At 33.7% G+C, this 24,428-nt stretch carries 26 protein-coding genes and 1 pseudogene; 7 read left to right on the forward strand and 20 right to left on the reverse strand.

The genetic code is table 11. The annotated features are described in order from the left end of the window. Nucleotides 1–149: 149 nt before the first annotated feature. The 3 genes from AC4NPH_RS29180 (at nucleotide 150) to AC4NPH_RS29190 (ending at nucleotide 1,046) form a co-directional block, all read left to right on the forward strand. Nucleotides 150–377, forward strand: a complete 228-nt coding sequence (locus tag AC4NPH_RS29180) for a hypothetical protein (RefSeq protein WP_097813436.1) — start codon at nucleotides 150–152, stop codon at nucleotides 375–377. Nucleotides 378–587: 210 nt separating this feature from the next. Further along, nucleotides 588–767: a hypothetical protein gene (locus tag AC4NPH_RS29185; RefSeq protein WP_025751503.1), complete on the forward strand. Its 180-nt coding sequence runs from the start codon at nucleotides 588–590 to the stop codon at nucleotides 765–767. A gap of 129 nt (nucleotides 768–896) precedes the next feature. Beyond that, a complete protein-coding gene (locus AC4NPH_RS29190) occupies nucleotides 897–1,046 on the forward strand; it encodes a hypothetical protein (protein ID WP_170959655.1) in 150 nt (49 codons plus the stop codon). A 1,200-nt stretch (nucleotides 1,047–2,246) separates the two neighbouring features. On the opposite strand, the gene desA is transcribed toward AC4NPH_RS29190, so the two are convergent. From desA to AC4NPH_RS29205, 3 genes are all read right to left on the reverse strand, one after another. Next, entirely contained in the window at nucleotides 2,247–3,299 is a 1,053-nt protein-coding gene (gene desA / locus AC4NPH_RS29195; protein WP_098197869.1) for a Delta(5) desaturase DesA, read from the reverse strand. Between the two features lie 342 nt (nucleotides 3,300–3,641). Continuing rightward, complete coding sequence (locus AC4NPH_RS29200) at nucleotides 3,642–4,097, reverse strand: CBO0543 family protein (protein WP_491939321.1); 456 nt, start codon at nucleotides 4,095–4,097, stop codon at nucleotides 3,642–3,644. Nucleotides 4,098–4,917: 820 nt separating this feature from the next. Continuing rightward, nucleotides 4,918–5,763 carry an STAS domain-containing protein gene (locus tag AC4NPH_RS29205; protein ID WP_204232048.1) on the reverse strand — a complete coding sequence of 282 codons (846 nt, stop codon included), beginning with the start codon at nucleotides 5,761–5,763 and terminating at the stop codon, nucleotides 4,918–4,920. Nucleotides 5,764–6,159: 396 nt separating this feature from the next. On the opposite strand from AC4NPH_RS29205, the gene AC4NPH_RS29210 reads away from it, so the two are divergent. Continuing rightward, nucleotides 6,160–6,300, forward strand: a complete 141-nt coding sequence (locus tag AC4NPH_RS29210; protein WP_156376636.1) for a hypothetical protein — start codon at nucleotides 6,160–6,162, stop codon at nucleotides 6,298–6,300. A gap of 3 nt (nucleotides 6,301–6,303) precedes the next feature. Here the strand turns inward: AC4NPH_RS29210 and AC4NPH_RS29215 are convergent, their stop codons facing one another. Beyond that, nucleotides 6,304–6,486, reverse strand: a complete 183-nt coding sequence (locus AC4NPH_RS29215) for a sporulation histidine kinase inhibitor Sda (RefSeq protein WP_341805426.1) — start codon at nucleotides 6,484–6,486, stop codon at nucleotides 6,304–6,306. Between the two features lie 517 nt (nucleotides 6,487–7,003). Continuing rightward, entirely contained in the window at nucleotides 7,004–8,125 is a 1,122-nt protein-coding gene (locus tag AC4NPH_RS29220) for an NADH-dependent flavin oxidoreductase (RefSeq protein WP_097813486.1), read from the reverse strand. 248 nt (nucleotides 8,126–8,373) lie between these two features. On the opposite strand from AC4NPH_RS29220, the gene AC4NPH_RS29225 reads away from it, so the two are divergent. Beyond that, entirely contained in the window at nucleotides 8,374–8,784 is a 411-nt protein-coding gene (locus AC4NPH_RS29225; RefSeq protein WP_491939336.1) for a MerR family transcriptional regulator, read from the forward strand. Between the two features lie 349 nt (nucleotides 8,785–9,133). On the opposite strand, the gene AC4NPH_RS29230 is transcribed toward AC4NPH_RS29225, so the two are convergent. Both AC4NPH_RS29230 and AC4NPH_RS29235 read right to left on the reverse strand, forming a co-directional pair. Beyond that, nucleotides 9,134–9,880, reverse strand: coding sequence for an alpha/beta fold hydrolase (locus tag AC4NPH_RS29230; RefSeq protein ID WP_098197872.1), 747 nt, complete (start codon nucleotides 9,878–9,880; stop codon nucleotides 9,134–9,136). A gap of 353 nt (nucleotides 9,881–10,233) precedes the next feature. After that, nucleotides 10,234–11,574, reverse strand: coding sequence for an aminotransferase-like domain-containing protein (locus AC4NPH_RS29235; protein WP_098197873.1), 1,341 nt, complete (start codon nucleotides 11,572–11,574; stop codon nucleotides 10,234–10,236). A gap of 120 nt (nucleotides 11,575–11,694) precedes the next feature. Here AC4NPH_RS29235 and AC4NPH_RS29240 point away from each other — a divergent pair, with 120 nt between their 5' ends. Continuing rightward, the gene (locus AC4NPH_RS29240) at nucleotides 11,695–12,615 is read left to right on the forward strand and encodes a DMT family transporter (RefSeq protein WP_098197874.1); all 921 of its coding nucleotides are present in this window, start codon (nucleotides 11,695–11,697) and stop codon (nucleotides 12,613–12,615) included. Nucleotides 12,616–12,958: 343 nt separating this feature from the next. Here AC4NPH_RS29240 and AC4NPH_RS29245 read toward each other — a convergent pair whose 3' ends face one another. The 5 genes from AC4NPH_RS29245 to AC4NPH_RS29265 form a co-directional block, all read right to left on the reverse strand. Further along, the gene (locus AC4NPH_RS29245; RefSeq protein WP_491939322.1) at nucleotides 12,959–13,273 is read right to left on the reverse strand and encodes a hypothetical protein; all 315 of its coding nucleotides are present in this window, start codon (nucleotides 13,271–13,273) and stop codon (nucleotides 12,959–12,961) included. Between the two features lie 70 nt (nucleotides 13,274–13,343). After that, complete coding sequence (locus tag AC4NPH_RS29250; RefSeq protein ID WP_491939323.1) at nucleotides 13,344–13,514, reverse strand: hypothetical protein; 171 nt, start codon at nucleotides 13,512–13,514, stop codon at nucleotides 13,344–13,346. Between the two features lie 353 nt (nucleotides 13,515–13,867). Next, nucleotides 13,868–14,308, reverse strand: coding sequence for a Spo0E family sporulation regulatory protein-aspartic acid phosphatase (locus tag AC4NPH_RS29255; RefSeq protein ID WP_491939324.1), 441 nt, complete (start codon nucleotides 14,306–14,308; stop codon nucleotides 13,868–13,870). A gap of 659 nt (nucleotides 14,309–14,967) precedes the next feature. Beyond that, a complete protein-coding gene (locus AC4NPH_RS29260; protein ID WP_053488415.1) occupies nucleotides 14,968–15,528 on the reverse strand; it encodes a cysteine dioxygenase in 561 nt (186 codons plus the stop codon). Between the two features lie 50 nt (nucleotides 15,529–15,578). Then, entirely contained in the window at nucleotides 15,579–16,508 is a 930-nt protein-coding gene (locus AC4NPH_RS29265) for a DMT family transporter (RefSeq protein ID WP_335447737.1), read from the reverse strand. Nucleotides 16,509–16,898: 390 nt separating this feature from the next. On the opposite strand from AC4NPH_RS29265, the gene AC4NPH_RS29270 reads away from it, so the two are divergent. Further along, a complete protein-coding gene (locus AC4NPH_RS29270; RefSeq protein ID WP_491939325.1) occupies nucleotides 16,899–17,414 on the forward strand; it encodes a DinB family protein in 516 nt (171 codons plus the stop codon). 339 nt (nucleotides 17,415–17,753) lie between these two features. Here the strand turns inward: AC4NPH_RS29270 and AC4NPH_RS29275 are convergent, their stop codons facing one another. The 8 genes and pseudogenes from AC4NPH_RS29275 to AC4NPH_RS29310 all read right to left on the reverse strand — a co-directional run bounded on the left by AC4NPH_RS29275 (nucleotide 17,754) and on the right by AC4NPH_RS29310 (nucleotide 24,139). Beyond that, on the reverse strand, nucleotides 17,754–18,419 hold the full coding sequence (locus AC4NPH_RS29275) for a restriction endonuclease (protein ID WP_491939326.1): 666 nt from the start codon (nucleotides 18,417–18,419) through the stop codon (nucleotides 17,754–17,756). Continuing rightward, entirely contained in the window at nucleotides 18,412–19,365 is a 954-nt protein-coding gene (locus AC4NPH_RS29280; RefSeq protein WP_491939337.1) for a toprim domain-containing protein, read from the reverse strand. The genes AC4NPH_RS29275 and AC4NPH_RS29280 overlap by 8 nt, the downstream gene beginning before the upstream one ends. 123 nt (nucleotides 19,366–19,488) lie before the next feature. Then, nucleotides 19,489–20,520: a guided entry of tail-anchored proteins factor 1 gene (locus AC4NPH_RS29285; protein ID WP_098197655.1), complete on the reverse strand. Its 1,032-nt coding sequence runs from the start codon at nucleotides 20,518–20,520 to the stop codon at nucleotides 19,489–19,491. 420 nt (nucleotides 20,521–20,940) lie between these two features. Continuing rightward, nucleotides 20,941–21,933, reverse strand: a pseudogene (locus tag AC4NPH_RS29290) (ArdC-like ssDNA-binding domain-containing protein); the annotation flags it as partial. Further along, complete coding sequence (locus tag AC4NPH_RS29295) at nucleotides 21,926–22,201, reverse strand: hypothetical protein (RefSeq protein ID WP_491939327.1); 276 nt, start codon at nucleotides 22,199–22,201, stop codon at nucleotides 21,926–21,928. The gene AC4NPH_RS29295 and the pseudogene AC4NPH_RS29290, both read right to left, overlap by 8 nt. Nucleotides 22,202–22,251: 50 nt before the next feature. Then, nucleotides 22,252–22,686, reverse strand: a complete 435-nt coding sequence (locus tag AC4NPH_RS29300) for a hypothetical protein (RefSeq protein WP_098598698.1) — start codon at nucleotides 22,684–22,686, stop codon at nucleotides 22,252–22,254. Next, the gene (mobP2, locus tag AC4NPH_RS29305; RefSeq protein WP_491939328.1) at nucleotides 22,686–23,885 is read right to left on the reverse strand and encodes a MobP2 family relaxase; all 1,200 of its coding nucleotides are present in this window, start codon (nucleotides 23,883–23,885) and stop codon (nucleotides 22,686–22,688) included. The genes AC4NPH_RS29300 and mobP2 overlap by 1 nt, the downstream gene beginning before the upstream one ends. Further along, nucleotides 23,882–24,139, reverse strand: coding sequence for a hypothetical protein (locus AC4NPH_RS29310; RefSeq protein ID WP_308334596.1), 258 nt, complete (start codon nucleotides 24,137–24,139; stop codon nucleotides 23,882–23,884). The genes mobP2 and AC4NPH_RS29310 overlap by 4 nt, the downstream gene beginning before the upstream one ends. Between the last annotated feature and the right edge of the window lie 289 nt (nucleotides 24,140–24,428).

A 24,428-nucleotide genomic window follows, 5' to 3' on the forward strand; every position in this document is an offset into this window, starting at 1 on the left:
GTAGTTCCAATGTAGGAATAAAGATAACAATTTCATTACAAAGGTATTTTTATCCATATTGGTATGTTAGTGTGAGGGAGAGAACAAATAAATTATTTGGTCTCTTTGTACCTGAAGTTTCCTCATAATAGAAAGGGGCACATCTATTTATGAGTATAACGGAAATTAAAAAAATGCTTAGTACGTTAATTCAATATGAAGATAGCACGATTACCCATGTTATACCTGGATTAATAGCATTAATTTATTCTAAAGGATCTCAAAGCTTTCAATTAACTACCCTTGTTGATGGAAATGTTTCACCGTATGGTGATATCGATAGTGCTTCAAAAGCTTTATATACAATCTTAAATCCCATAAAAGAAGAAGACCTTTAATAAGGTCTTCTTCTTTTATGGGATTTGCAAACTTAATTAACATAATGGATTTTATATTTATGGATTAGTAGTACTTTTATTTGTAATTACCTAAATTAGTTATAGATTTGTATTAAATATAAATATAAATATAAGCTAATTCTAGAAGATATGTTTTACCTATCTGAAAGAAGGGAATACTAGATTCAACTTGATAAAGGGAGTGATCTTATGCAAGCCGATATGACGGTCGAAGAAGTCAAAGCCCAAATCCAGTACTTAGGAACAAATGGACAATCTCTGAAAAAGAAAAAAGTAAAGCAAACACATCCAAAACTAATGAAAAATGCACTTTATTTTTTCCCTAGCTGGGAACATGCTATGGTAGAAAGTGGTGTAAATAGCATATAATAAGCAGAAACTCAGTCAAAAAAGACTGAGTTTCTGCTTATTATATATGGAAAGCTTTTAAAGGAAAAAGAATGATGGGTGTGGAATACAAAGAAAAACGGTTGCACAAAGATAGGGGAGATAAAAGACATGAATTCTAAATTTAATCAACTTTTATCAATGAAAAATCTACGTGACATTCAAAAAACAGAAATTTTGGTGCAAATGGAACAAGCTTCAAAGAATAAAGATAAAGAAACCCTCTTACGATTAACTAAACAGCTTCGAAGTATCTCATAGAATACCTTCTGTAATAGAATTAACCCACTAACAGGAAGCCTTTACATGAGAACAATAAAAAGCGACTTATCTATCCTAATTCGAACAGTAAGGTCGCTTATCCTATTTTTTATTCATATATTTACCTTTCCACTTTACAATATGTGTACATTTATCATGTTATATGTTCATCTTCTAACTGAATTACATCTTTGTCCTGAGATTGATTGAATAAATAAGTAAGGTATGAATGTAGTTCGAATCGGTCTTCATCAATAAAATTAGAAAACACCTGTTTATATTCTTTCAACATCTTTTCCTCCTTTATTTATGTTTCTTACTTCTATCATTACCTATCTAGTAATCTCTTATACATACAAATTAATAATGTACTTATTGATTGTATTAACTTGTATGTACGAAGTTGTATGTAACACAACACAGAGTTAAAAAAGTTCATTCTTTCTTTTTTGTATGGGCTCCACCTGCGCCAAATACAACGATAGCCACGCATGCTATCCACCTGATTTCATTATAACAGAAAACGCTTACATTATAAATAGTTATATCTGTAATTATAAAAAGTGATTATATTATTCTTTATGGAGTTTTTAAAATATACGTATATTTTAAGAGCGTAGAATATCCTGGGTAAATAAAAATATTCTTTAATGTAAAGAGATAATTAGTTATCAATCGATCGATAGGAGATATTCATGTGCAATACTCTCTGGGAGTTATTCTAAAGGAATCCCTCTTTTTATGTCGAAACTTAGCAAGTATTAAGGAGGGTTAAGGACAATTAGTGAAGGTTGATTGTAATGTCATATTTAAAGAAAAAATTATAATGCTTTGTGGTAATATAACAATGATACTTGTGAATTTAAGGAACAAGATTCATTAGAAAAAGTTAAATTAGTATCAGTTTCTGAGTTTAAAGTGCTAAAAAAACATCAGTTTTTTCTAATCCGATGTTTTTTAAGTACTTATAAATTTAGTTTTAAGCGTTAGAAAAGATAGATTTTTACGAATGAGTTGTTAACTGTTGTCAAGAGGATAGTTAAGTGAAGGTGTATTAAATAAAAGGTTTTAAGATTTACACACAATGTAGACAAATAGCGAATAAGGGACACTTTTTATGTAGTGACCCTTATTCGGATTATAGTTCAACTCGTCCAGGTATTTTTTATTAGAAAATGAATAGTTTTATCGTATGAATATTCAATTTTTATCTAGATTTGGCCTTTTGTTATTCAAATTCATACGAGATTTTTTATTGTCTATTAGATGCTTAATTTCTTTGAAGCTTACAAAACTTTTATTTTGTTGATCTAAAAGCCGAAAACGAAGGGACTTCAAGCTTGTGCTTAGTGTAATTGTTGTTGCTTTCTGTAATGGTGGCGTAGACTCATGCGCCTTTTCTAAATTATAGTTTGGAACTCTTGGAGCCAAATGATGTACATGATGGAAACCAATATTACCTGTTACCCATTGTAAAAATTTAGGAAGCTTGTAATAGGAGCTACCATCCACCGCAGCCTTCACGTAATCCCACTCCTTTTCGTTTTCAAAGTAGGAATCCTCAAATTGATGCTGTACGTAAAATAGCCAAATTCCAAGTGATCCTGCTACAAAAAGGATGGGAGCTTGAACGAGCAGAAAAGCTTGCCAACCAATACCCCAACATAAAAGTGCATACACTGCAACAATTGAGAAATTGGTTAAATATGTGTTCAAACGTTCCTTTCGTTTCGCGTCTTTTCGATTCAATCGGTTAGAAACGAAGAAAAGGTAGATGGGACCTAATCCAAACATAACAATTGGATTGCGGTAAACTCGGTAAGCTAACCGGCCCCAGTAGGAAGCTGCAACATACTCATCAACTGTCATGACCCACACATCACCAGTTCCTCGTTTATCTAAGTTGCTGCTCGTGGCATGATGAATCGAGTGGCTTCGTTTCCACTGTTCATACGGAAACATGGTGATAACCCCACTAATTGTACCAAGGATGTTATTCACTTTTCGGCTTTTGAAAAATGATTGATGACAACAATCATGAAAAATAATAAAGATTCGGACGACGAACCCGGCTGTAACAATAGCTAATGGCAACGTTAGCCAATAAGAAACGGACAAACTTTGATAAGCTAGAAACCAAAGTAGTAAAAACGGAAGAAATGTGTTTATTAATTGCTTTATACTCGATTTCGTATTAGGTTTTTCAAAAGGTGCTACATTTTTTCTTAGTTCAGTCGTTTTTTGTTTGCTCATGTTGTCCTCCTTAAATCTTTACCGTGTTTAATATTCAGCTCTTCTTTATTAATTTATAGTAGCGCATAGTAGCTGGTAATAAAACATACAAACGTCAAGTAACTAGTATGACAACTGTCATACATGTGTGGATGTATTTTCTTAATGCAAGGAATAAGATGAATTAACTGCTATTCAGAATCAGAAGTAACTATCTCATGAAGAGGTAGCTGCTTCTTCTGATTTTTTTAATTTATATCATATATATTTTTAGTTACTATAGGGAACCCAACAAAAAAGAACCTAATAAAATAACTTAACAGGTAATTTTTTTGAATTTTTTTCGAGTTTTCAGAAGGATAATTATCGTTTACTAGAAATTATTTTTCTCACCAATTTCAAGTTACTTACAAGAATAAGAAAAATAATGGGGTATACTAGAGCCGAATATAGTAATTTCCAGCCATTATAATAAAAAAAGTCCGTGTTAACTACGAACCATTCGAATACAACAGAAAAAAGTGTCCAACTTAAAATATAAAGTACTTTTCTTCCTAAAGCTTTGTTAAATGGGTAAAAATTTAAAAACAAAAAACTGATAGAGGGAAAAGACATAATAACTGCTAAAAGCGATAACCACTGAAACCCTTTTTGAAGATAACCATACAAATTGTAATGCAGGTCCAACACTAAATCTGTTGTTACCCCATAAGCGTAGGCAAAAATACATGTAGCATATATTTCAATAGGGACTAATCTTTTAGGTGCGAAAAATGCTAGTAAATTAAAAACTAAAAAGCACACAAAGACATACATCATTATTAGACTTCCACCTTCGATTACTAAATAAATTGGATACAATTAGTATGTCTATTTATAAAATTAAAATGTAAATTAGCCAGCAACGAATAACTTTTCACATCCGGAACAAACTAACTACTCAAGACGCCGTGAGGCATTCTTCCTTTGATGATATAAGTGTAATAAAAAAAACTACCTTCCCAACTCCAGAGGTAGTTTTTTCTGTTTTAAAGCCGTATATGCTATACATGTTTAGTTCACATAATGTATCTTCTCAGCAGTAAAAAAGCCTTTAAATTGTAACAAAAGTAAAACGTGAAGAAAAACCAGATGACACTTACGTATATCGTAATAATCAATAAATAAGAGTAGAAAAAGCAGGTTAACATTTGTTAACCTGCTTTTTTTAGGTTGCTGTGTAACCAAACCTTTAAAAATTTTATAAATAAAAAGTTATGCCCGATATTTTCTATTACGTCTGTTGCAGATTCCAAGTAAATAAATCTTTAGACTTGCTTCAATATTATACAAATTCAGCCCATAAATGTGAATTTCGTTTAATGATTTCCTCTTGTTGATTTGCTGGTAAGGATGCAACCCAGTAAGAAATAGGATCAATACTTACTGATGGCCCAGCCTGAGATATTAAAAGTGCTAAATTATTTCTGTTAGCGTACTATGCAATGCCTTTAGCTTCATAAGCTCGCAACTTAAAGGAAGCTGGATTTCTATGTGTCTAAAGGATAGTTTTTACACCAAAACCTAAATGTATATTGTATACATATTTATCTACAGAGAAAAGTTTTATACCTTTCAAACTACTATTTTAGGATGGATTCTATTTATTCATTACTCTTCTAAACCCTATCCCTTCTAATGCTTGTTCTAGGGTAGCTTTCGTATTAATTTTTCTAAAATCAATGCCTAACCTTACACTTGTTTGAGCAATTTCTGGACGTATTCCTGTTAGGATTGCTTCTATACCAAGTAGTCTTAATGCTTGAACAAGATTAAAAAGATTATTTACAATCATTGTGTCTACAATTTGAACACCTGAAATATCCAAGATTAAATGGCTCAGTTCCATATGAGCGCTTTTGTCCAAGCCTGTTTGCATAATTAAGGTAGAACGGTGAGTATCAATCTCTCCAATAATTGGCATAACAGCTACTCCTGGCGTAATCGGTACAATGGGAACTGATAATTCTTCTAATGCTGTATAAGCAATATCTATTTTCTTTTTATTCTGGACTTCATAAATTTGACTAAAGATGTAACTAATTTCATCTAGAAAAGGATCAATAATTTTACTAACGGAAAGCATAGTTATAGCAGAAAGTCGATTCTGTTCTAGTTCCTCCGTGAAGACATTCCATATAACGTGACGGACAAAAGAGATTGATTTGATAGCATGCTTTAATGAAATTCCATTTTCAGCGATAATTTTCCCTATATATGTAGCTAAATTTGTTATTTTTTTGGTAACAGTTTTTTGATCTTTAAGTAAGGACTCTCCTATATACTGAATTAATTTCATTGTCCACTCCATAATATGGTATTCTTCTATACCATATTGATGCAGCTTTTGGTTATATTCTATATACATAAGTTCAGAAAGGCTTTTAGCTAATTTATCATTATTCTTAACAATTTTCTCACCTATATATTGCAATTCTTCCTTCATCTACTCTTGCCCCCTGTAGTATGTCTTCGTTCCTTGTTCTTCAATACTATAAAAAGGTTTTCTTAAATGTGGAATACGTTCATTTGGAATCCCTCCCTTCATCAATAAAACAAATACTTACCAGATGACCTGGATGTTTATTGATGTTAATTAAAATATCGGGTTCAGAGGAAAAAACTTCGATTCACTTGTAAGCAACCTCTAAAGCTTGAATATACTGATACTATTATTCTATAAAAAGTATGTGATCGGTATGGAAAAGCAACGTTTTCGCACCAGAACCTTTGTTGGTTTATTCAGCTAGAAACCAATTGTTTTTCCTATAAATGGACAGTTTTACAAAAAAGAATTTTCATTATATTCTATAATTAAAAAACCAACAAGGAGCTTTAATATATGTATAATAGTCAACGTTTTAGAGAATTAGTTTTACAATTTGAACAAGTCTTATCCAGAGAACTGACTAATAAGGAACAAGAATTATTAGTTTGGATTACAAAAGAAGAGCAAAGAATTGCTCTTCCAAGAGTACATTAATTATCAATGCCTATCTTTTCGAACGATAAGGGATAGGCCTCTTCTCTTTAATTCCTCTTCTAGAACGAGAATAAAATCTTTATCTAAGTCTAATTCAATTGCTTTAAAATACGATTCTATCAATAGTTGATCAGTTATTTTTTTCATATCTTCCCCTTCTATTTCTTTAAAACCACGCTTAAACATATAATAAAATGAATTTAATATTAATAAATAACAACGCGATAAATTCAAAAAAATAAGATAAATTGTAGTGATTAATAATTAACAAAGGTAGTCTCTAACCTAGAATATGGAGTGAATTTTTTTGCAATAAAATTATAGGATTGGTATTTATTCTATATTCATCCTACGTAAAACGACATAAAACGACATCATTAAACACAATATATATTTAGCTTTCCTATTTAACATAAATACAGTTATTAAATTTAATATATACAAAGTAAAATTAGTTACCATAATGTTTTTTATCGGAAATGAAAAAGCTTTTAAGAAATATGACTCTTAAAAGCTTTTTTGTATGAATTATCCTCATTGGGCTAGTTCTATTATGCTTCCAACTTTTTCTCCAACATTCACTTCTTTCTCCTTTAGGTACTTACTAGATACAAAGGCAGTTTAAATGGCTCTAGTAAATAATCGATTATAAAGTTCTTTGTAATGTATTTTAAATAAAAAAGTAGCCCATAGGACTACTTTTTTATTTACCAATATTAAACCAACCAGGCATTGCTTGAATAACATTCCATAGTTTTTCTGGAATATTAAGCTGGTCTAGTTTCGAAACATTCAACTCAGAAGCTATCTCGGCTTCACGTCCATTTGCGACCTTTTCTACCCAATCAGGGTTCATAATTAACGTATGCCCAATGGCAACTAACGGCAATCCTAATTCCATAGTTTTAAGAGCATCATCTGGAGTTACCATGGAACCAGCAGCCAACACTGGTACCTTACCGTTTGCTTTTTCAAGAATCAATTCAATCCGTGTTTTTTCATCTTGACTATCTACTGGATTTGAAGACACATTATCTAATGAAGCATGTATATAATCTAAATCCTGTTCAACAAGGAAATTAATTAATTCATACGTGTCTTTCATACGTAATCCGTCCTCTTTGGAGGATTCTTCAGGTGAAAATCGGTATCCTAAAATGAATGGTTTTGTAGCATGTTTTTCAATGACATTTTTGATTTCTTCAATAATCGCCAACGGAAAACGCAAGCGATTTTCAAGTGATCCTCCCCATTGGTCCGTCCGTTGGTTCGTTGCTGGCGACCAAAAATTCTGTATTAAAAATCCATGAGCCCCATGGATTTCGACGCCATCAAATCCGGCTTCAATCGCTCGTCTTGTTGTGCCTCCAAAAGCACGTACAATCGACAAGATCTCCTCATGTGATAGTTCTCTTGTTTCTGAAGTTGAACCTAAATTAGTAACTTCGGGTTGCAATGCACTCGCACTAACTGCATCCAAACCAGGTAAGGCTTTATTGCCTGCATGGAAAATCTGTAGGATCGCAGGAGCTCCTCCACTTTTCGCTGCCTCAGCTAATTTTCGTAAACTTGGAGTAAATTCATCATTGTACCCTGCGAATTCATTCGTAAAACCCTGTCCATTAGGTGTAACATGAGTACACCCTGTAATGACGAGCCCTACTCCATTCACTCTTTGTTTGTAATACTTTACTTCGTCATCCGAAATGGTAAGATCGTCATTACTTGACCAGGTTGTCATAGGTGCCATAACGATTCTATTCTTAATTGTTATTCCACTTCTGAATGTGAAGGATTCAAATAACCTACTGTATTTTTGATTCATTTCTTTAACCTCTCTATCGAATATTCTTCTAATGTTGAGTTAATCTGGACTCCTATTATTACCATTCTGAGCCGTTACAACTATCCCTATTAGAAGTTCTACTTTAGTGTAAGTGGTTAACGTTAGGGTAAGTCAAGCGTTAATGTTTATATGATTATATAAAGGATTTTTGTTTTTATTTCTCCTTTATGATATATTTTTGGTTACAGTAACTGTAACCAAAGGTGAGGTGAGTAATTTTGTATTCAATGAAATATGTAGTGGAGAACTTAAATATATCTGCAAAGACACTTAGATTTTATGAAGAGCAAGGAATACTGCCAAATGTATCTCGTGATGAAAGAGGTCGTAGAGTTTATAACGAACAACATATCGATTGGATTTCTTTTATTCTTTGTCTCAGAGAGACAGGAATGCCTATTTCTAAGATAAAAGAATATAAGGACCTTTATGTAGCAGGAAATACTACTTTCTTGCAAAGAGAAGAAATGTTGATACAGCATAAATTGGAAGTGCAGAAGAGAATTGAAGAAAGCGTAAAACACTTGGAAGAAATAAACTATAAAATAGCCATGTATGAACTTCAGAAAGAAGAAGTTAGAAAAAATCCTAATTATAATTTTAAATGTCACGGTCTGGAGGTTAAAATTGAGAATTAATGTACGCTAACGGGTGCTGGTTTAATTTCAAAAAAGACTGTCAATAGACAGTCTTTTTTATGTCATTCGGTGTCATAACTTAATATATTAGGCATTTAAAGTAGAAAAAACAGCCCCGTTTCCATCAGTCGTTTTTTCTATTTTTAGTTCGTATATGATACACATCTTGAGTTAACATAAACACCATTCTAGGAAACAAAAAAGGTGTCCCTTGGTAAATTAGGACACCTTTTAATTATTTAATCAATTAATTCTTCTTCATGAAACAAATTAGTTCTTTTCTGCTACGATTATTAAAAACATCGGTCTTCTCGTTTCATGTACCATTTCAGGGATACTTTCTAACATTTCATTCCTTCATAAAATCATTAATGTGATGATACAATTTCTCAGGATGGGTGAGATTGACCATATGGTCAGCACCTGGAATTTCTATGATGCGAGCATCTGAGTGCTTTCGAAAGTAATCAGCAACACGAAGGTTATCAGGTGAATCCTCCTTACCAATTATCAACAATGTTTTAGTCGTCAATTCTCCTAATCTTTCGATTGCCAATGGTTGCTGCCAAATCAATTTAACGGCTGGCCATTCAAACATTCGATTCATATGGTGCTTAAGCATTTGAACCATTAAACCCCGGTGAGGACTCATCGTTAGAACACGATACGATGGGTCGCTGAGCAAAAGCTCAACCATCTTATCTATATCTGGGGCAGCTTGATGAATCTTCTTCATGTTCTCTTCAAATTCTTTGGAATAGGTAAATCCAGATAATCCAGGCGCAAGCAAAACAAGTTTTGAAACCCTTTCAGGATAATTCAGAGCGAATTCAGTAGCAATTTGGCCACCCATTGAGTGACCGATAAGCGTTGCCTGGCTGATTTCTAGATGATCAAGTAGTGACAGCAAATCTTTAACAGGGTTGACATCTTCTAAAGGGACCGGTGATTTCCCCGTCCCACGTCCATCACAAGCAACAACCTTATAGTGTTTTGCTAAAAGAGGTACCACAAAGGTCCAGTTCCGTACATCAGCACCGCCAGTTAGGAGAACAACAGGATGGCCATGCCCATTAACTTCGTAATATAAATCCATTGAAATTCCTCCACCCATTACAATTTAATATTATTCTATTATCGAATGAACTTTTATTCATTGTCCAAAAGTGGTAGTAGGGTATCTTTATTTTAAAGAACCAATCACCTTGATCATCCACTTATAACCATTCAAATAGTTTACTTCGTCTCATTTATAAAAAAACCTTCATGGGTTTCGTCCATTTTCTGTTTCTAAGTTATATATATTATTTATTCTTAGTTACCATAATGTTAATTACCGGTAGGAATAAATATAAAAGGCACGTGAGAAAAATGTACATCATTACAAGAATAATACTTTTAAGTCTCTTCTTCTTAAACAGTGTTAAAGGCCTTAATTACATTAAGTAATTAAAAGAAATAGTTATCTCTTTTTTTTAAAGCACTTGCAATTTTTTTGACTCCTTCTTCAACTCGGTGATTTTCAACATTTGACACATTTAACTTTAAAACCCGTTCTTTGTGAAAGTTGGCTAGATAATTACTTTCAACTGAATCCAGATATACACGCTGTTCATATAAATAACGAATAAATAACTTCATATTTACTTGTCTAGGTAACAAAATATGACCATGCATAACTATTTCTGACGATGACTCGTAATTAGCCAGATGATTTTGCAGCGATTGATGAAGAATTTGTGCACGTTTATGGTAAATACTACTTACTTTTAATTTATTATGTTCAAACATACCACTTTTTATATAAAGATATAGTGCAGCTTGTGAGATCATAGAGCTATCTATATCTATGGTCATTCTAAATTTTTGAAAGGTGCTAAGAATAGGGGGAGGAAGAACGGCTAGACCAATTCTTAAACCTGGAAACATGATTTTTGAAAAGCTCTTTAAGTAGATAACCTGTTCTTTAATATCCTCTGCAAAAAGAGGATCATTCTTTGTGTTATATTCAAAATCTGCTAAATAGTCATCTTCTATAATATACACATTGTATTTATAAGCTAACTGTAAAATAGCTTCTTTTTCTTTTTTGCTATATGACGTTCCTAAAGGATTATGGAAGCGTGGCATTGTATAAAAAAATTTAATCTCTTCTTCATTGAATATTTTTTCTAGTTGCTTTAGATCAATACCTTGCGCTGTACGTTGAATTCCTATTGCACGAATTCCGTATGTTTTCAACATATCCATATACAAATGGTAACTAGGTTGTTCAACTAAAATAGTAGATCCGTTATTTGGAAATGGCATCATGCTCAGTATAGCGAGTGCCTGTTGAACCCCTGAAGTGATGAAAATCTGTTCAGGTTTCGTAAATACTTGATAAGATTCTAAGAGCTTCTTAGCTTCTATAATTAATAAAGATAAACCTTTTGGTGTTCCATAACGAAACAATTCTTCTTGATATGTATCAATCGCTTTATTAATACACTGTTGAAAGTCTTTATAAGGAAATGCATGCCATGTTGGAGATGATGTTGCAAAATCAACGCCTTCAGTAGATGTGGGTTCTTCGAAAACCTGATGTTCCACAACGTAATAACCACTCTTTGGAATGGAATAAATAATATGTTGCTCTTCCAATCGTTTTAAGGCAGATATTATTGTACTTTTACTACAAATATATTGGTGCGATAAGCCTCTAATTGAGGGTAATTTTGCCCCTACTGGAAAGTCCCCAGAGTGTATCTTTTGAAGTAGAGATTGATAAATTGTTTCATATTTAAGCATAGTATTCCTCCAAATACACATCTGTACCGATACAGATGTGTATTTTTCATATCGTAGATATTGTTAGTTTCTCTTACTATAGTGATAACCGGCCGGATAAATCTAAAGGAGGTCATTCACATGATTGAAAAGAAAAAAGCATATATAGCTGCACTTACTTATGCCATTATTATCGGATTGTCATTCATGTTTGTCAAAGTTGCATTAACTATTGCTACACCTTTTGATGCATTAGCACATCGATTTACTATTGCTTTTATAGGGGTTACAACCTTAAAAGTATTAACGAAAAAATCATTAAAAGTAACTAAAAAGGATATAGGGATTATTACTTTGTTAGCTATTTTATACCCCACTCTCTTTTTTGCTTTTCAGGTATTTGGACTAGTAAATGTATCATCATCTGAAGCTGGAATTATTCAAGCAACAATCCCGATTTTTACCTTAATCTTTGCGAGCATATTTTTAAAAGAAACATCTACACCTGGCCAAAAGATAGCTATTATTTTCTCGGTAGTAGGTGTGATATACATTATGTATATGAACGATATAGGAAATAAAAATACTAGTCTACTAGGAAGTGGTTTGATTTTAATTTCCGCAATTGTATCGTCCCTATATAATGTATGTGCTAGAAATTTAACTCAACGATATTCCTTATTCACTATCACATATATAATGACTTTATTTGGTTTTATTACATTTAATGGTTTAGCATTGACAAATCATCTAATGAATAACACTATCCATCAATTTATGCAGCCTTTTGTTCATTTGGACTTTGTGATTGCAATTATCTATCTAGGTTTATTATCATCTTTAGTCACGTCCTATCTTTCTAATTACGCCTTATCAAAAATAGAAGCATCTAACATGAGTGTCTTCAGTAATTTTGCTACACTCATTACAATCTTAGCAGGAGTATTTTTTTTGAAAGAACAATTTCATCTTTATCATCTAGTCGGTGCAATTATCATTATTACAGGAGTTATTGGGACAAATTACTTCGGTACAAAAGGGAAACACAGTGAAAAAGCCTAATTTCTTTTTAGAATATATACCAGTCTAGTTACCATAATGTGATTTATCAGAAACAACTCTTTAAATTAGGATCAAGCTTTAGCCTGCTTTTTCTTATCTTTTGAATACTTGTTTCACCTTTTGAACAAACCAATCTGGAGATCAATATATGATTTCAAAGACAACTTCTAATTATGCACTATTTACAAAAAAGCTACTGGTGCCTGAACACCAGTAGTTTTTGGGTTTTAAGATATATATGATATACATTTTTAGTTTAACATAATGGAATTCATTGGAGATAATATACGAAAAGGCTCTTTATGGAAAAATAAATAGGCACCTTGATAAAATAGAGGTGCTTTTATGTATTTATTTCTTCTTTACCATAAAGTAGTTCTTTCTTTAACGTGTCAAAGTCTCTTTTAGCTACTTTTTCAATCTTATCAAATAATTCATCACCTTTGATTAACCCTTTTTCTTCTAGTATTTCTTCTAACGCTTTAAATCTTACTCTAGATAAAACAGCCTCATTTACGGCATTAACCATCAACTTCTGATCTTTTGTAAGTTCTTTTTCTTTGGCTGGTTCTTGTTGTAACTTAATTCTAAATACGACTTTTGTGTCATCTGATATCTCTGCTGCTTGATAAAAAGTACTGTGTGAAATATTTTTCATTTTAAGTTTCTCATTTGTATCAACAATAGTAAGTTCAAAATGGGGGCTCTCGAAAAATAAGTCATATAAATTATAATCTTTTTTTCCTGTAACCGAGAATGCAAAACCAATCTTTTTTTCCTGTAACCGAGAATGCAAAACCAATCTTTTTTAGCTGCTCGCCTGTAGTGGAATGTGTAATTGTTTTTTCTTCAAAATTTTCAACGTTAAATTCAACATTATTAATAATTAATCGTTTCAATTCAACCACCTCTTTATCAATATTAATACGACGAGTCTTAAAGATTCCCTGTTTTCTCAAAATAAAAAAAACACTGATGAATTAGTAACCTTAAAGGATTATTTAGAAAACCTTGCGCTTGGAAAGATAATTAGTGAAGATTGGTTGTAATGTCATATTTAAAGAAAAAATTATACTGTTTTGTGGTTATATAACAATGGTGCTGGTGAAATTAAGGAACAAGATTCATTAGGAAAAGTTAAATTAGTATCACTTTCTGAGCTTAAAGTGCTTAAAAAAACATCAGTTTTTTCTAATCCAATGTTTTTTAAGTACTTATAAATTTAGCTTAAAGCATTAGAAGAGATAGATTTTCACGAATGAGTTGTTAACTGTCGTAAATTTTGAAGGGCAACAAAACCTGCTTTAGTTCCATTACCAACTAGAACTAAAGCAGTACATACTCCAAATGCTGCTAGATTTGAATGAGCAATCAATTGGGCAGAACAAAAACGAATATTACTTCTTGCAAGCTCCGCGGCTTTTACCTCATATTTGAAATCACTACCTTTATAATTACCATACGACTGTCTCATTCTAGGTAGATCCCCTCCATTATCTAAAAACATGTTAGTTGAACTAGAATAAGATTTCATATGCAAATTTATAAGTTTGTCCAAATCTTGACTACAGTTAATTGTTTTTTCGTCTAAAAGTCCATAATTACTACCTAGATCAATTAATTCTTTCCTTTTTTTCATAATACACTTTTGTAAGTCTTTTATTTGACCTACTGGATTGACTACCATTAACATAGCTTCTTCTCACCTCATCGGAATTTTTCATCTCTAGGAAATTTAGTAGGTCTATAATAAAAAGATAGAGCCAACAAAAAATATTATGAGCAATATAAGACAGAATGAAAACGTTTTCTACAAAACGTATCAAAAAATTACAAGAAAACACAAAAACTGTAGACATTAATGAGGTAATCCATTTGAAAAATTATATATTTTTAGTTAGCATAATGTTTTTTATAGGAACTTATTTACATATTGATTATAATTGTACTTAAATAAGTTTATATTTGTCGTCATAGAGAGAAGATGGTAAAACTAATCAATTTAACGAGATATGTTATTTATACTGAAATTATTATAATATTTATTATCATGATTAGTGACAAAAACCCAGTTAATATCGTTATCACATTAGCTGGGTTTTTATAAAATTTCTTGCTGTATCTTACTCTCGTAACCATCTAAAATATTATGCAATCTCTTAGCTAACTCTTCAAAATGAGTTGTGTTAACCCCCACATGATGTCCGGATAAATTAACAATTTCTATTCATAATTTTCTTACTAAGGCAGCTGGACAACTGTAAGGGAGAAAATTTCATAATGTACTTCCTTTGGCTGGACTTACCATCTGTTTCTTTTTAGCATTAGAAATATTCAAAGGGTCAACAAACATCATTCTCCCTTCTTTAATTGAATCTCTCTTACCTTTTGACGAAGATGTTCTGGCCACCATGCTCCACAATCATCCGATACAATGCAAGCAGCGCATGTTTTTAAATCATAAACCATCATTTCTTTAATTGGTGGAGAGTAGAGGTGAAGAGTGACGAGACTCGTACCTTCTGCACTATTCATCTTGTGAACGCCCTTCTTAGGAGCAAAAAAAATTCTTCCTTCCCCCTGATACTGGGAAAACAGCTCTTTAGGCATTTGGTTTTCTTTCACTTCGTAAACGGTATTTATAGCTGTGCCATTCACTACTTGGATCCATCCATATGAATGACCGTGATTGTGAGGAGCACACTCTATTCCGGACCAATTCATAACAAGTAATTCTATTTCGTCATTTTGGTAGAGAAGCTTTCTGTAATATGGCTTATCTTCTGCCGACTGCAATAGTGGTTTTAACTCATCAAGATTTATATCTAAAGCCAAAAGGGCTTCTCTCAATTCCAATTTGGTAGGAGAATTTAATTTATCTAAAATAGGCTTTACTTGTTCACTTAAGCTCATACAAACATTACCTCCCCATGAGTAGATCAAATTTGGTGGTTTCAACATAGTTATAAATTCTTGTTTCTCCATGGTAAGTACCTTAAAAAGGTTAGTAGTCTTCCATTAACTAAAATAACTCCGATTATAATTATGATGCCTCCTAATATGCTTACGGGGATAATCTTTTCCTGTAGTAGTAGAATAGCTGTTACCAATGTTGCTACTGGTTCTAAATAAAGGAACACAGATACTTGGGACGCTTCTAAAACTTCTAATGCCTTTGCCCAGTACCAATAGGCAACACCTGAAACGAATACACCGAGAAATAATAAATGAGCCCACTCCACGTTTGTTAAAAAAGGCATCATCTCCCATCCTTTATTCCTTACGAGAAAGGGAGTCGTTAGAGTAAATCCTATTAAACACATATAAAACGTAACAACAAGAGAGGGAAGTCGGATATGTAACCTTTTTAATAGGACAGAATAGATGGCCCAGTTTAACGTACTTAAAATCATTAATAGGTAACCAGCATTGATTGAGAGCTGAAAGGACTGCTGATTGTTAGAAGTAGTCACCAGTAGAACTCCAATGATGGCTACAATCATCCCTGATGCTTTTAATACGGTCATCTTTTCATGCAAAAAGAATACTGAGAGAATGACTGTAAATACAGGAGAAAACGAAATAATCCACCCTGCTGCAGAAGCATTTATTGTGAGAAGTGCTGTTGCCTGAATCACTTGATGAACGAACACCCCAAGGATACCTAACACAATCAGATGAGGAATATACTTAAGTGGAATGTTTAATGGATATCGCTTTAGCACTAATAATACCAATAAAAAAAGTGCCCCAATACCAAAACGAAGAACAAGGAGTGTATATGGATCAAGCTTATCTAAGACAGCTTTGGTAGAGACAAAAGAGATCCCCCAAAAACTAATAGACATTAGTGCATATAACGAGGCAGCAAATTTAATCTTTGACGCAATCATAGGCGCAATTTTCCTTTCAACAGTAAAGGTATCTTCTATTAACTAACATATGCCTTTCCTAAAAGAACATGAAAAAATTCATTCCAATCTTAAAAAAATGTTGGAAACTCTAGCATTTCCCATAGTTATAATCTTCTTTTAACCTTCTTTATAGAAAAGATTGCAATTTTTCTACAAAATATATAATAAGTAACACTATTTTATATAAAGTACTTATAGTTATTACTTTATAATTAAGTCTATTTGAGGTTTAACATAATTCATATTACGTGAACAAAAAAAACCTTTAAACAAAAGGTCTGGAGGATATTTTTATAGAAGTATAGTTAAGTTGACTACCGATACCTTGTGTAATATCAATAATGAATAGGGAAATAGGGGGGATTTCAAATGTCACATTACTCATTAAGATTGTACGACTACCATGTATGGGCAAACCAAAAAGTTTTCGACCGATTAAAAGAACTTTCTAAGGGTATTTACGAAAAGGAAGTTCAGAGCGTTTTTCCTTCTATATCAAAGGTGATGGCGCACATTTATGTCTCTGACAACATATGGTTAGATTTTATTTCTGGTGAAAAATTTGATGAAGTATATGCGTCGGCTGATCAATTGAGAGAACAGATGGAAACGAAAAGAATAGAGGAAGTAGAAACGATGTTTTTCGATTTATCTGACCGGTACAAAGCGTTTCTCGATCCTCAAGAAGATATGGAAACGGCCTTAGTGCTTGAAACTTCATTTGCTGGACGACTCGAAACCCGTTTATCTGACTTAGTACAACATGTTGTCAATCATGGAACATATCATCGTGGCAATATCACAGCTATGCTACGGCAATTGGGCCATCCTGGTGTTATGACTGATTACGTTTTATATTTATATGAAAGGGATATGCAAGGGTAGTTTCTACTCTATCTAAAAGGGGTATTGTCAGGAAATGTGGATTTACAACGTTAAGGGAACTCTAATATTAAAAGGTCCAATTCCTAAGTATTAAACTAGAAAAATTGGGATTTTTTTGTTCCTCCATTTTTATATTTTTATAAGAAACGAGAAAGCACCTTTCGTGCAAATAAAAAGGTGCTTTCTCGTCACAATCATTTATAAATAAAAAACTAGTTAATCAAAGACTTTAACATGCAGAGAAACGCTCTCTGACTTAATTAACTTTTGTTTTGCATATAACTTCCCCATTCAATACAAATTTCAGTACCTATTTAGAGCAAGAAAAAACAGACCTTACTATACTGAAGGTCTGTTTTTTCTTACTTCCTTATTAATTTTTTCCGTATGACGACAAGAAGGAAAAGAGGAACAGCCAAAAAAGCGAGTGCCATTCCCATCTCGTACGACTAGATCTTGCCCACACTTTGGACACTTACGAGGTTCTGGTGTGATATTTTCAAAGATTTCCCGTGCCTTAAAAACGGGATTTACCTCATTAATAAACTTTTGAAGATCCGCCCTATCCACTAAGGTCACATCACATGCAGCTGCAAGCTCTTTTGCTTGTTTCGTAAAATAACTATTGGTCACAACCCATGCTTGATTCGCTTTATAATACGCTTTTGCCCCATACACTTCTTGTACAGCTGAAATACTGACCCGATTTTTAATTCCATATCGTTTAGCTTGAATGACAATTTTTTCTTTGCCTTTCATCACTAAATCAGCCCCAAAGTCACCAGACTTTTTGGTTACTTGAGGTTTATATCCTAACTGTTGGAAAAGGGCCTGCAAATAAATTTCAAACTGATAACCATCCATTTTATCAATATAGGGCATACCCGATTGGGCTAACTCTTTCATATACCTCCGTTCACGAAGGACACGGTAAGCAAATTGAGAAAGTTTCACTAAAATGATGATAAGAAAGAGGTAAAATACACCTTGAAACACTTTATCCATTCATTGAAAGCTCCTGTTCAGTTTGTTTATTCCGGAGACGTGATGCCACAGGTTGAATGTTTTTTCCATTTTTCTTTAATTCTTCGTTCCAATCTTTCGCTCCCTTTGGAATATCTACTCTTATTAAATCAGCATTCACGATTTGGTTCATTTTGTCAATAAATTCTTTTCCCCCTTGGTCATTATCGACAGCTAACACCATTTCTTTAATGTCTAAGCCTTCTCTTCGAGCTTCGATATAAGACTGTGCAACGGTTTTAGGCTTTAAGCCATTCATACTAATGAGTCGTGTATTTTGTAGGCTATTCTCCTGAATACTCCAATAAGAAAGCAAATCAATTGGACTTTCAAAAAAATGAATCTTATTTGGGCGACCAACATCTATTGAAAATCCTGTGTGTGGGTTATCGTTTGGTAAGACTTGTTTAAAAGAACCTCGTTTATTTTTTATCGAAGCTGTTCCTTGTCGATCTGCCCCAATCACTTTTCCTTTGCCTCCATGCTCACGCCATTTAAACACCACATTGTTTCGTTTGTCCTGGGCCATTAAATCTTTTTGAAGGAGCCAATTAACTAATCGAGGATCTATTTTACGTTCTTTTATAAGATAATCTTTTACTTTGCTTTGGTCCTTTACTTCTAACTCTTTTGGATAGCGAAAAGGCTCTTTTGATGGTGAAACCGACGGTTGCTCATGCGACTGAGAAAGCTCTTTATAATTGCCTTTGTTGATATCTAATACGGCTTGTGGAAACGACATTCCATAATACATTTGAGCGAAACTGATCGCTCCATATCCTGTTTCATTCCGGCTGTTCCAAGCGTACATATTTCCTTTGATGAGTAAGCTATCATGTTCCGTATGACGATAGTACTTTCCTTCTTTTACAAAGGTTTCACCTTTGGCTTCCAGATACGACAACAAATCAACATCTCGTGCTTTCATGATTTCCCCCTCATTGACGTGTTTTCGTTCTCCCACCTAATCCCTCCTTCTCTTTCACCCTATGAAAAAAGAGGACTAAATATATTATTTAGTCCTCTTATCTTTTTCAAACTTTTGCCATTTTTAACGTTCTATTTCTTGTTCCTCTTTCCGTTTTTTTAGAGAAAGTGCTCCATTATTCCGTGCAAAAAACTTTGTAAATCCATTTTGTGATTTCTCTTCTTTTTTCTGCTTGTCGTGATCCTCTTTCTCCGTATCTAACGCTTTTTCAAGCTTCGTTAACTTCTCACGTTGAGAATCAGTCAAATTAAGCTCTTTTAATTCCTGCAGCACCTCTTTTTTCAATTTGTACACCTTATCAAAGGAATGCTTTTGTTCAAACTCCTTCATTTTGGCCAAACGCTGCTCTTTCTCTTGAGGTGTTTCTTGCTTGAGCTGCTTTTCGACAGGAGCTTTTTCAGATTCAGCTTCCTTTTTCGCTTCTTTAGAAGAATCTTTTTCATCTGATATGCCTAATTGGGCTAACAAGCTTTGTTTAAATAGCTGCTTATACTGTGTTTCTTCACTAGGCTGCTGCATAACTTCTAGTACTTCTTGTTTGTAATCTTCTTGGTATTGATCCTTTTCTTGTGCCTGTTTTCGTGCTTGAAACTGATGAGAAAGTTCATTTTCCATTCCTTTCAATTGGTCAGGGGTGAACTGCTTTTCCTTTAAAGCACTTGATTTCAACATGACATAATCGTTTTCTGCATTCACACGGGCTAACATGCTATCAATATCTTGAGGCTTTTCTTTTTCATGCGCTTGTAAAAACGTAAGATAGCTTGTTTTGAGCTGCGTTTCTCGATCTTTCTCTAAAACAGGATTCACATCATGACTTCTCAAAAAATCAACTGTTGCTTCACTTTTATAGGCTTGTTTTTGCCCTTTTTCATCCGTAGAAACCAGTAAAACCTGCGGTTTTTCCTCTCCTAGAGCTGATTGTGTTAAGTAAACAGCACCAGAAGGGATGTCTTGCAGCCGTTTCTCACTGATGTTGGCCCAACCTGCCTGGATTTTTTCATTTTGTGGATGTTTCATATACTTCTTAAGTTCTCGTTTATCGGAAACAAGCGTTTTAAATTGGTCATTTGAAAGAGATGTTACTTTTTGCATGATCGATTCCTCCATTTAATTCGTATTTGGACATAAAAAAAAGAGAGCGTGTATGCTCTCTCACCTTTCTAGATCCTGTTCTTCTCTTTTTCGTTTACCTGTACTTGAACGTTTTTGGAGTTGCATTTGACTGCCCACTTCCATACGGTCTTGAAAAGTGAGAGATTGTTCTTGAACTTGACCATCAGTGACCCCCTTTTCATTTCGCCTCATCATTAAGTCAACCTGATGCTCAAGTTTTACGACTTCTTCCTTTGTCATCCAACCATTTTTAATCGCTTGTGTTTTGTTGGAATAGTAGGTTTCTTCAGCGGTAACACGTTCTAGAATGCTGTCTACATCTTGTACCGATTCTTCTCGTTGCTTTTGTATATAATTCCCATACCCTTCTTTCATCTTGTTATGCACGTTTGTAGAAGAAAGAAGATCTGCTTGCTGCTGTTTTTCATCGCTTTTTTCTGGTGACTGATTTTTTTCTCGTTCTTTTACCAACGTTTCTTCGATTGTTTCAATAAAGCCAACAGATGTTTCATGTACTTCTTTTAAAAGCTTGGTTTTATCTTCAAAGCTCTTTCCTTTCGTCCAGTGTGATAAGTAATCCAACGAATAAGAACTGGTGTCAATTCCAAAATAAGAGGAAACTGTATAAGCTGTCATTTCCGCCTGAAACTCTTTTTCCGCAGCCGTATAGTTTAGATGTGTGTCTTTGGTGTGAAGTTTCGCATGTGCTAATTCGTGTATCAAAGTCTTTACATTTTGACGTTCAGAGTTACGGGGATTTAACGCAACTTCTTTTGTTAATGTATAAGAAACTCCTTTTGCAGCGCCAAGCTCTTCTTTTGGTTGAATAATAGAAATGCCATTCTTTTCGGCAATGGCTTCCATCCCTTTATAAAGTGCTTTGTAGTCCTCCACGTTGCCTTCTAACCAACGATTCGGGAAAATCTTAGGTAAATCGCTCGCTTTTGCATTCGTTTGGGAAATTTCAAAAACATGGCCGACTGAAAAGTACAGTCGGCCTTGAGTGACTTCTTTTTTTCCCTCTTGAATGAGCTTCTTTTCTTGAGGAGTGGCTTTATTAATCGACTTCCATTTCCCGTTTTCATCTTTAAATTTAGGCACCGTTTTGTTTGGAACAAGGATCTTAATCCCCTTTTCCCCTTTATTGACAGAAAAACCTTTATCTTTCCAAAACTTAAATGATCCAACTGCTTGAGCACCAAAAAACTGTTCCTGAATAAGAGCTGTGTTGGACATCGAGTATTGATAAAACTTACCCATAAAAGATAAATAGTCTTTTAGTTCTTCGGTAGAATGAAAATGCTGCTCCACTTTCTTTTCCATCCCTTTCGTTAACTCTTCAACCTCTTTACGCTTATCTTCAACTGATTTTTTCGCATACGTTTTACTCATTTTCTTCCTCCTCTTCTTGATAGGAGATCCCCCTAAGTTCTTCTAATTCTTGTTCATACCACGGTTCTTCTAAATCTACAAAAAGCTTCTGTGTTTTGATATTCATTGGCACCAACATATTCTCTTGATGCACGACATATTGATGAAACTCCTTCGCTTCTTCTGGACTTAAATTCACCTCTACCTCTTTGTCTTGATACTGTACAATGGCATGATCCTCTCCTACAGCTTTAATCGAAGCTAACACTAAATCTTTGTTAAAAAACATATCTGATTCCTCCTCTACATTTTTAAAACTATCTTTATATAAACCCATCATTAAGATGGTTGTTTCCCTTTGGACTCTTCCCAATCAATCCGTTTTTGACGTTGATTTGCAATACGCTTCTCAACAGCTTCCTTCGCAACCTTTGTGCTATCTAACTCTTGTAAATCGGTTGTCATCAATCCATCAAAACCGTGATGGAAGAAAAGACCGTTCATATATTCAATCAAAATTTGTGAGTTTTTATCGGCACTGTTTGCTCCAAGACGAATCTTTGTTAATTCATCTTTTAATACTTGATGTAAGTTGTTGCTAACCACTTCCGAAATATATTGCAATGACCATTCCTTTTCCTTGGTTTCTTGATACTTTTGGCAAATATCCATAATAGCTTCCCCAGGAAAACGAAAATGGTGTTCTTCCATATAAGCTTGAATATATTCATCTGTTTTAGTGTCTAATGAAATCGTACGTCGACGCTTCTCCATCATTCATAACCCCTTTCAGCTTCTCGATTATGTTCAATATCTTTTTGCAATTGCTCATAATGTTTTTGGTTTTTCCAACTCTCATATTCTGATTTAAACGCTCGCTCTATCTTTTTTAATGCAAAATGCATAGAAACATGTTGATTAAAACTTTCAGAACGTTTTGATTGTTTCCTGCTTTCTACCATTCTTTTAATCTGTTGCTGCTGCTTATCATAATCTTTCATTTCTTTTAAAAAAGCATTCCCCATTCGCTTATAAAGATCATCTATTTTTGTTTGCTTATAGTCCTTGTATCGCTTCTCATCTCCTTTTCCTTCACCATAAGCTTTCTTTAATTCCTCTACTTCTTTATCTAATTTTTTAAGCAATTGTTGGTATTCATTGCGATGATACTTTTCGATATATTTTTGACTCAGCACATCAATAAATGGCTTCATTGGTTTTAACGTTCTGTAGCTATATTGCCATTGCCTTTTATCTTCTGGAAGATGATTATAGATTTGGAGAAACAATGGTTGAATATCACGATTCTTCCACCTTAATGAAGAGTCCTTCTTCTTATTTCCAACCATATCATTTCGAATTAACTCATTTATTTTTTGGTGCTCCTCACCTCGATTTAAAATTTGATTCACGACTGTTGACTTCATCGCATCCAATGTTTTAGGCTTTCTTTTGCCTCGCTCACGAGTAGGTTGTGGTTCTACGGTTGCAATATGAATATGAATGTTCCCAGTGTTATAGTGTATAGCAGCTGACCAAATAGCCGACTCATTTAACCTTTCCCTTTTAAGCATTTCCTTCATGGACTCACGGGTAATCTCCATTAATTTTTTCTCATATACTGTATGAGTATGAGCATCATATAAACCATTTTCTTGGAGCCACGGATTATGAAATGTAATGACATCTTGCCACATAATGCTGTTATTTTTCTGCGCCTTTTCAAACACCTTTTTTAATTGCTTTTTCTCCTCGTCATTCAATTGATTTGACTGTTCGGTAAACAACGAAGATGTCTTATCAGGGTTATCCATATAATCTTGATAAAGAGTAAACAGTTTCTCGCTTGCTTCTTGATCTTTCTTCGCATCATCACGATCTACATAATCGACATAATCTTGAAAAGCTTTCTTATCAGATGTAACAAATTTTGTTTTCAACACTACGCCTGGAATAGCAGGAGATGCACTCATCCCTCACCTTCTCCCATCATATCTTGAATAAATCCATTGATTGTTTCAATTGCCACTGCACACCTTTCCATCATCTTTATGTTTCGATCAATGAGACGTTCTAACTCTGCTTCACGATCTTTTTGTTCTTGAAAAACAGCCAGTGTTTCAATCTGACCTTTTAAGAATTCTTGACGAGAAATCTTTTTTTCTTTTGCGATTTTATCAATTTTTTTTAGTGCAACTGGATCAACATATCGAATTTTAATTTCCATTTTATCCGACCTCTCTTTTGTAGTAGTGCTCTTTCCCCTAAAAAGAGAGAAGAGCATAAGGGGTTTTTGCTATCACAGAGCGTGATAGGCTAGGCAGAGCCTAGCAAAACCGTGATATCACAAGAAGTTCTCCAAGAACCCCCTCAACGTCCCTTCAAATCAACTACCCGACCCTTCAACGTCCCCTCAGACGTTTCAACTAATTTGCCACTAACCCCCTCAACGTCCCTTCAAATCAACTACCCGACCCTTCAACGTCCCCTCAGACGTTTCAACTAATTTGCCACTA

Source organism: Priestia sp. MDV22-iso46 (assembly GCF_058629175.1).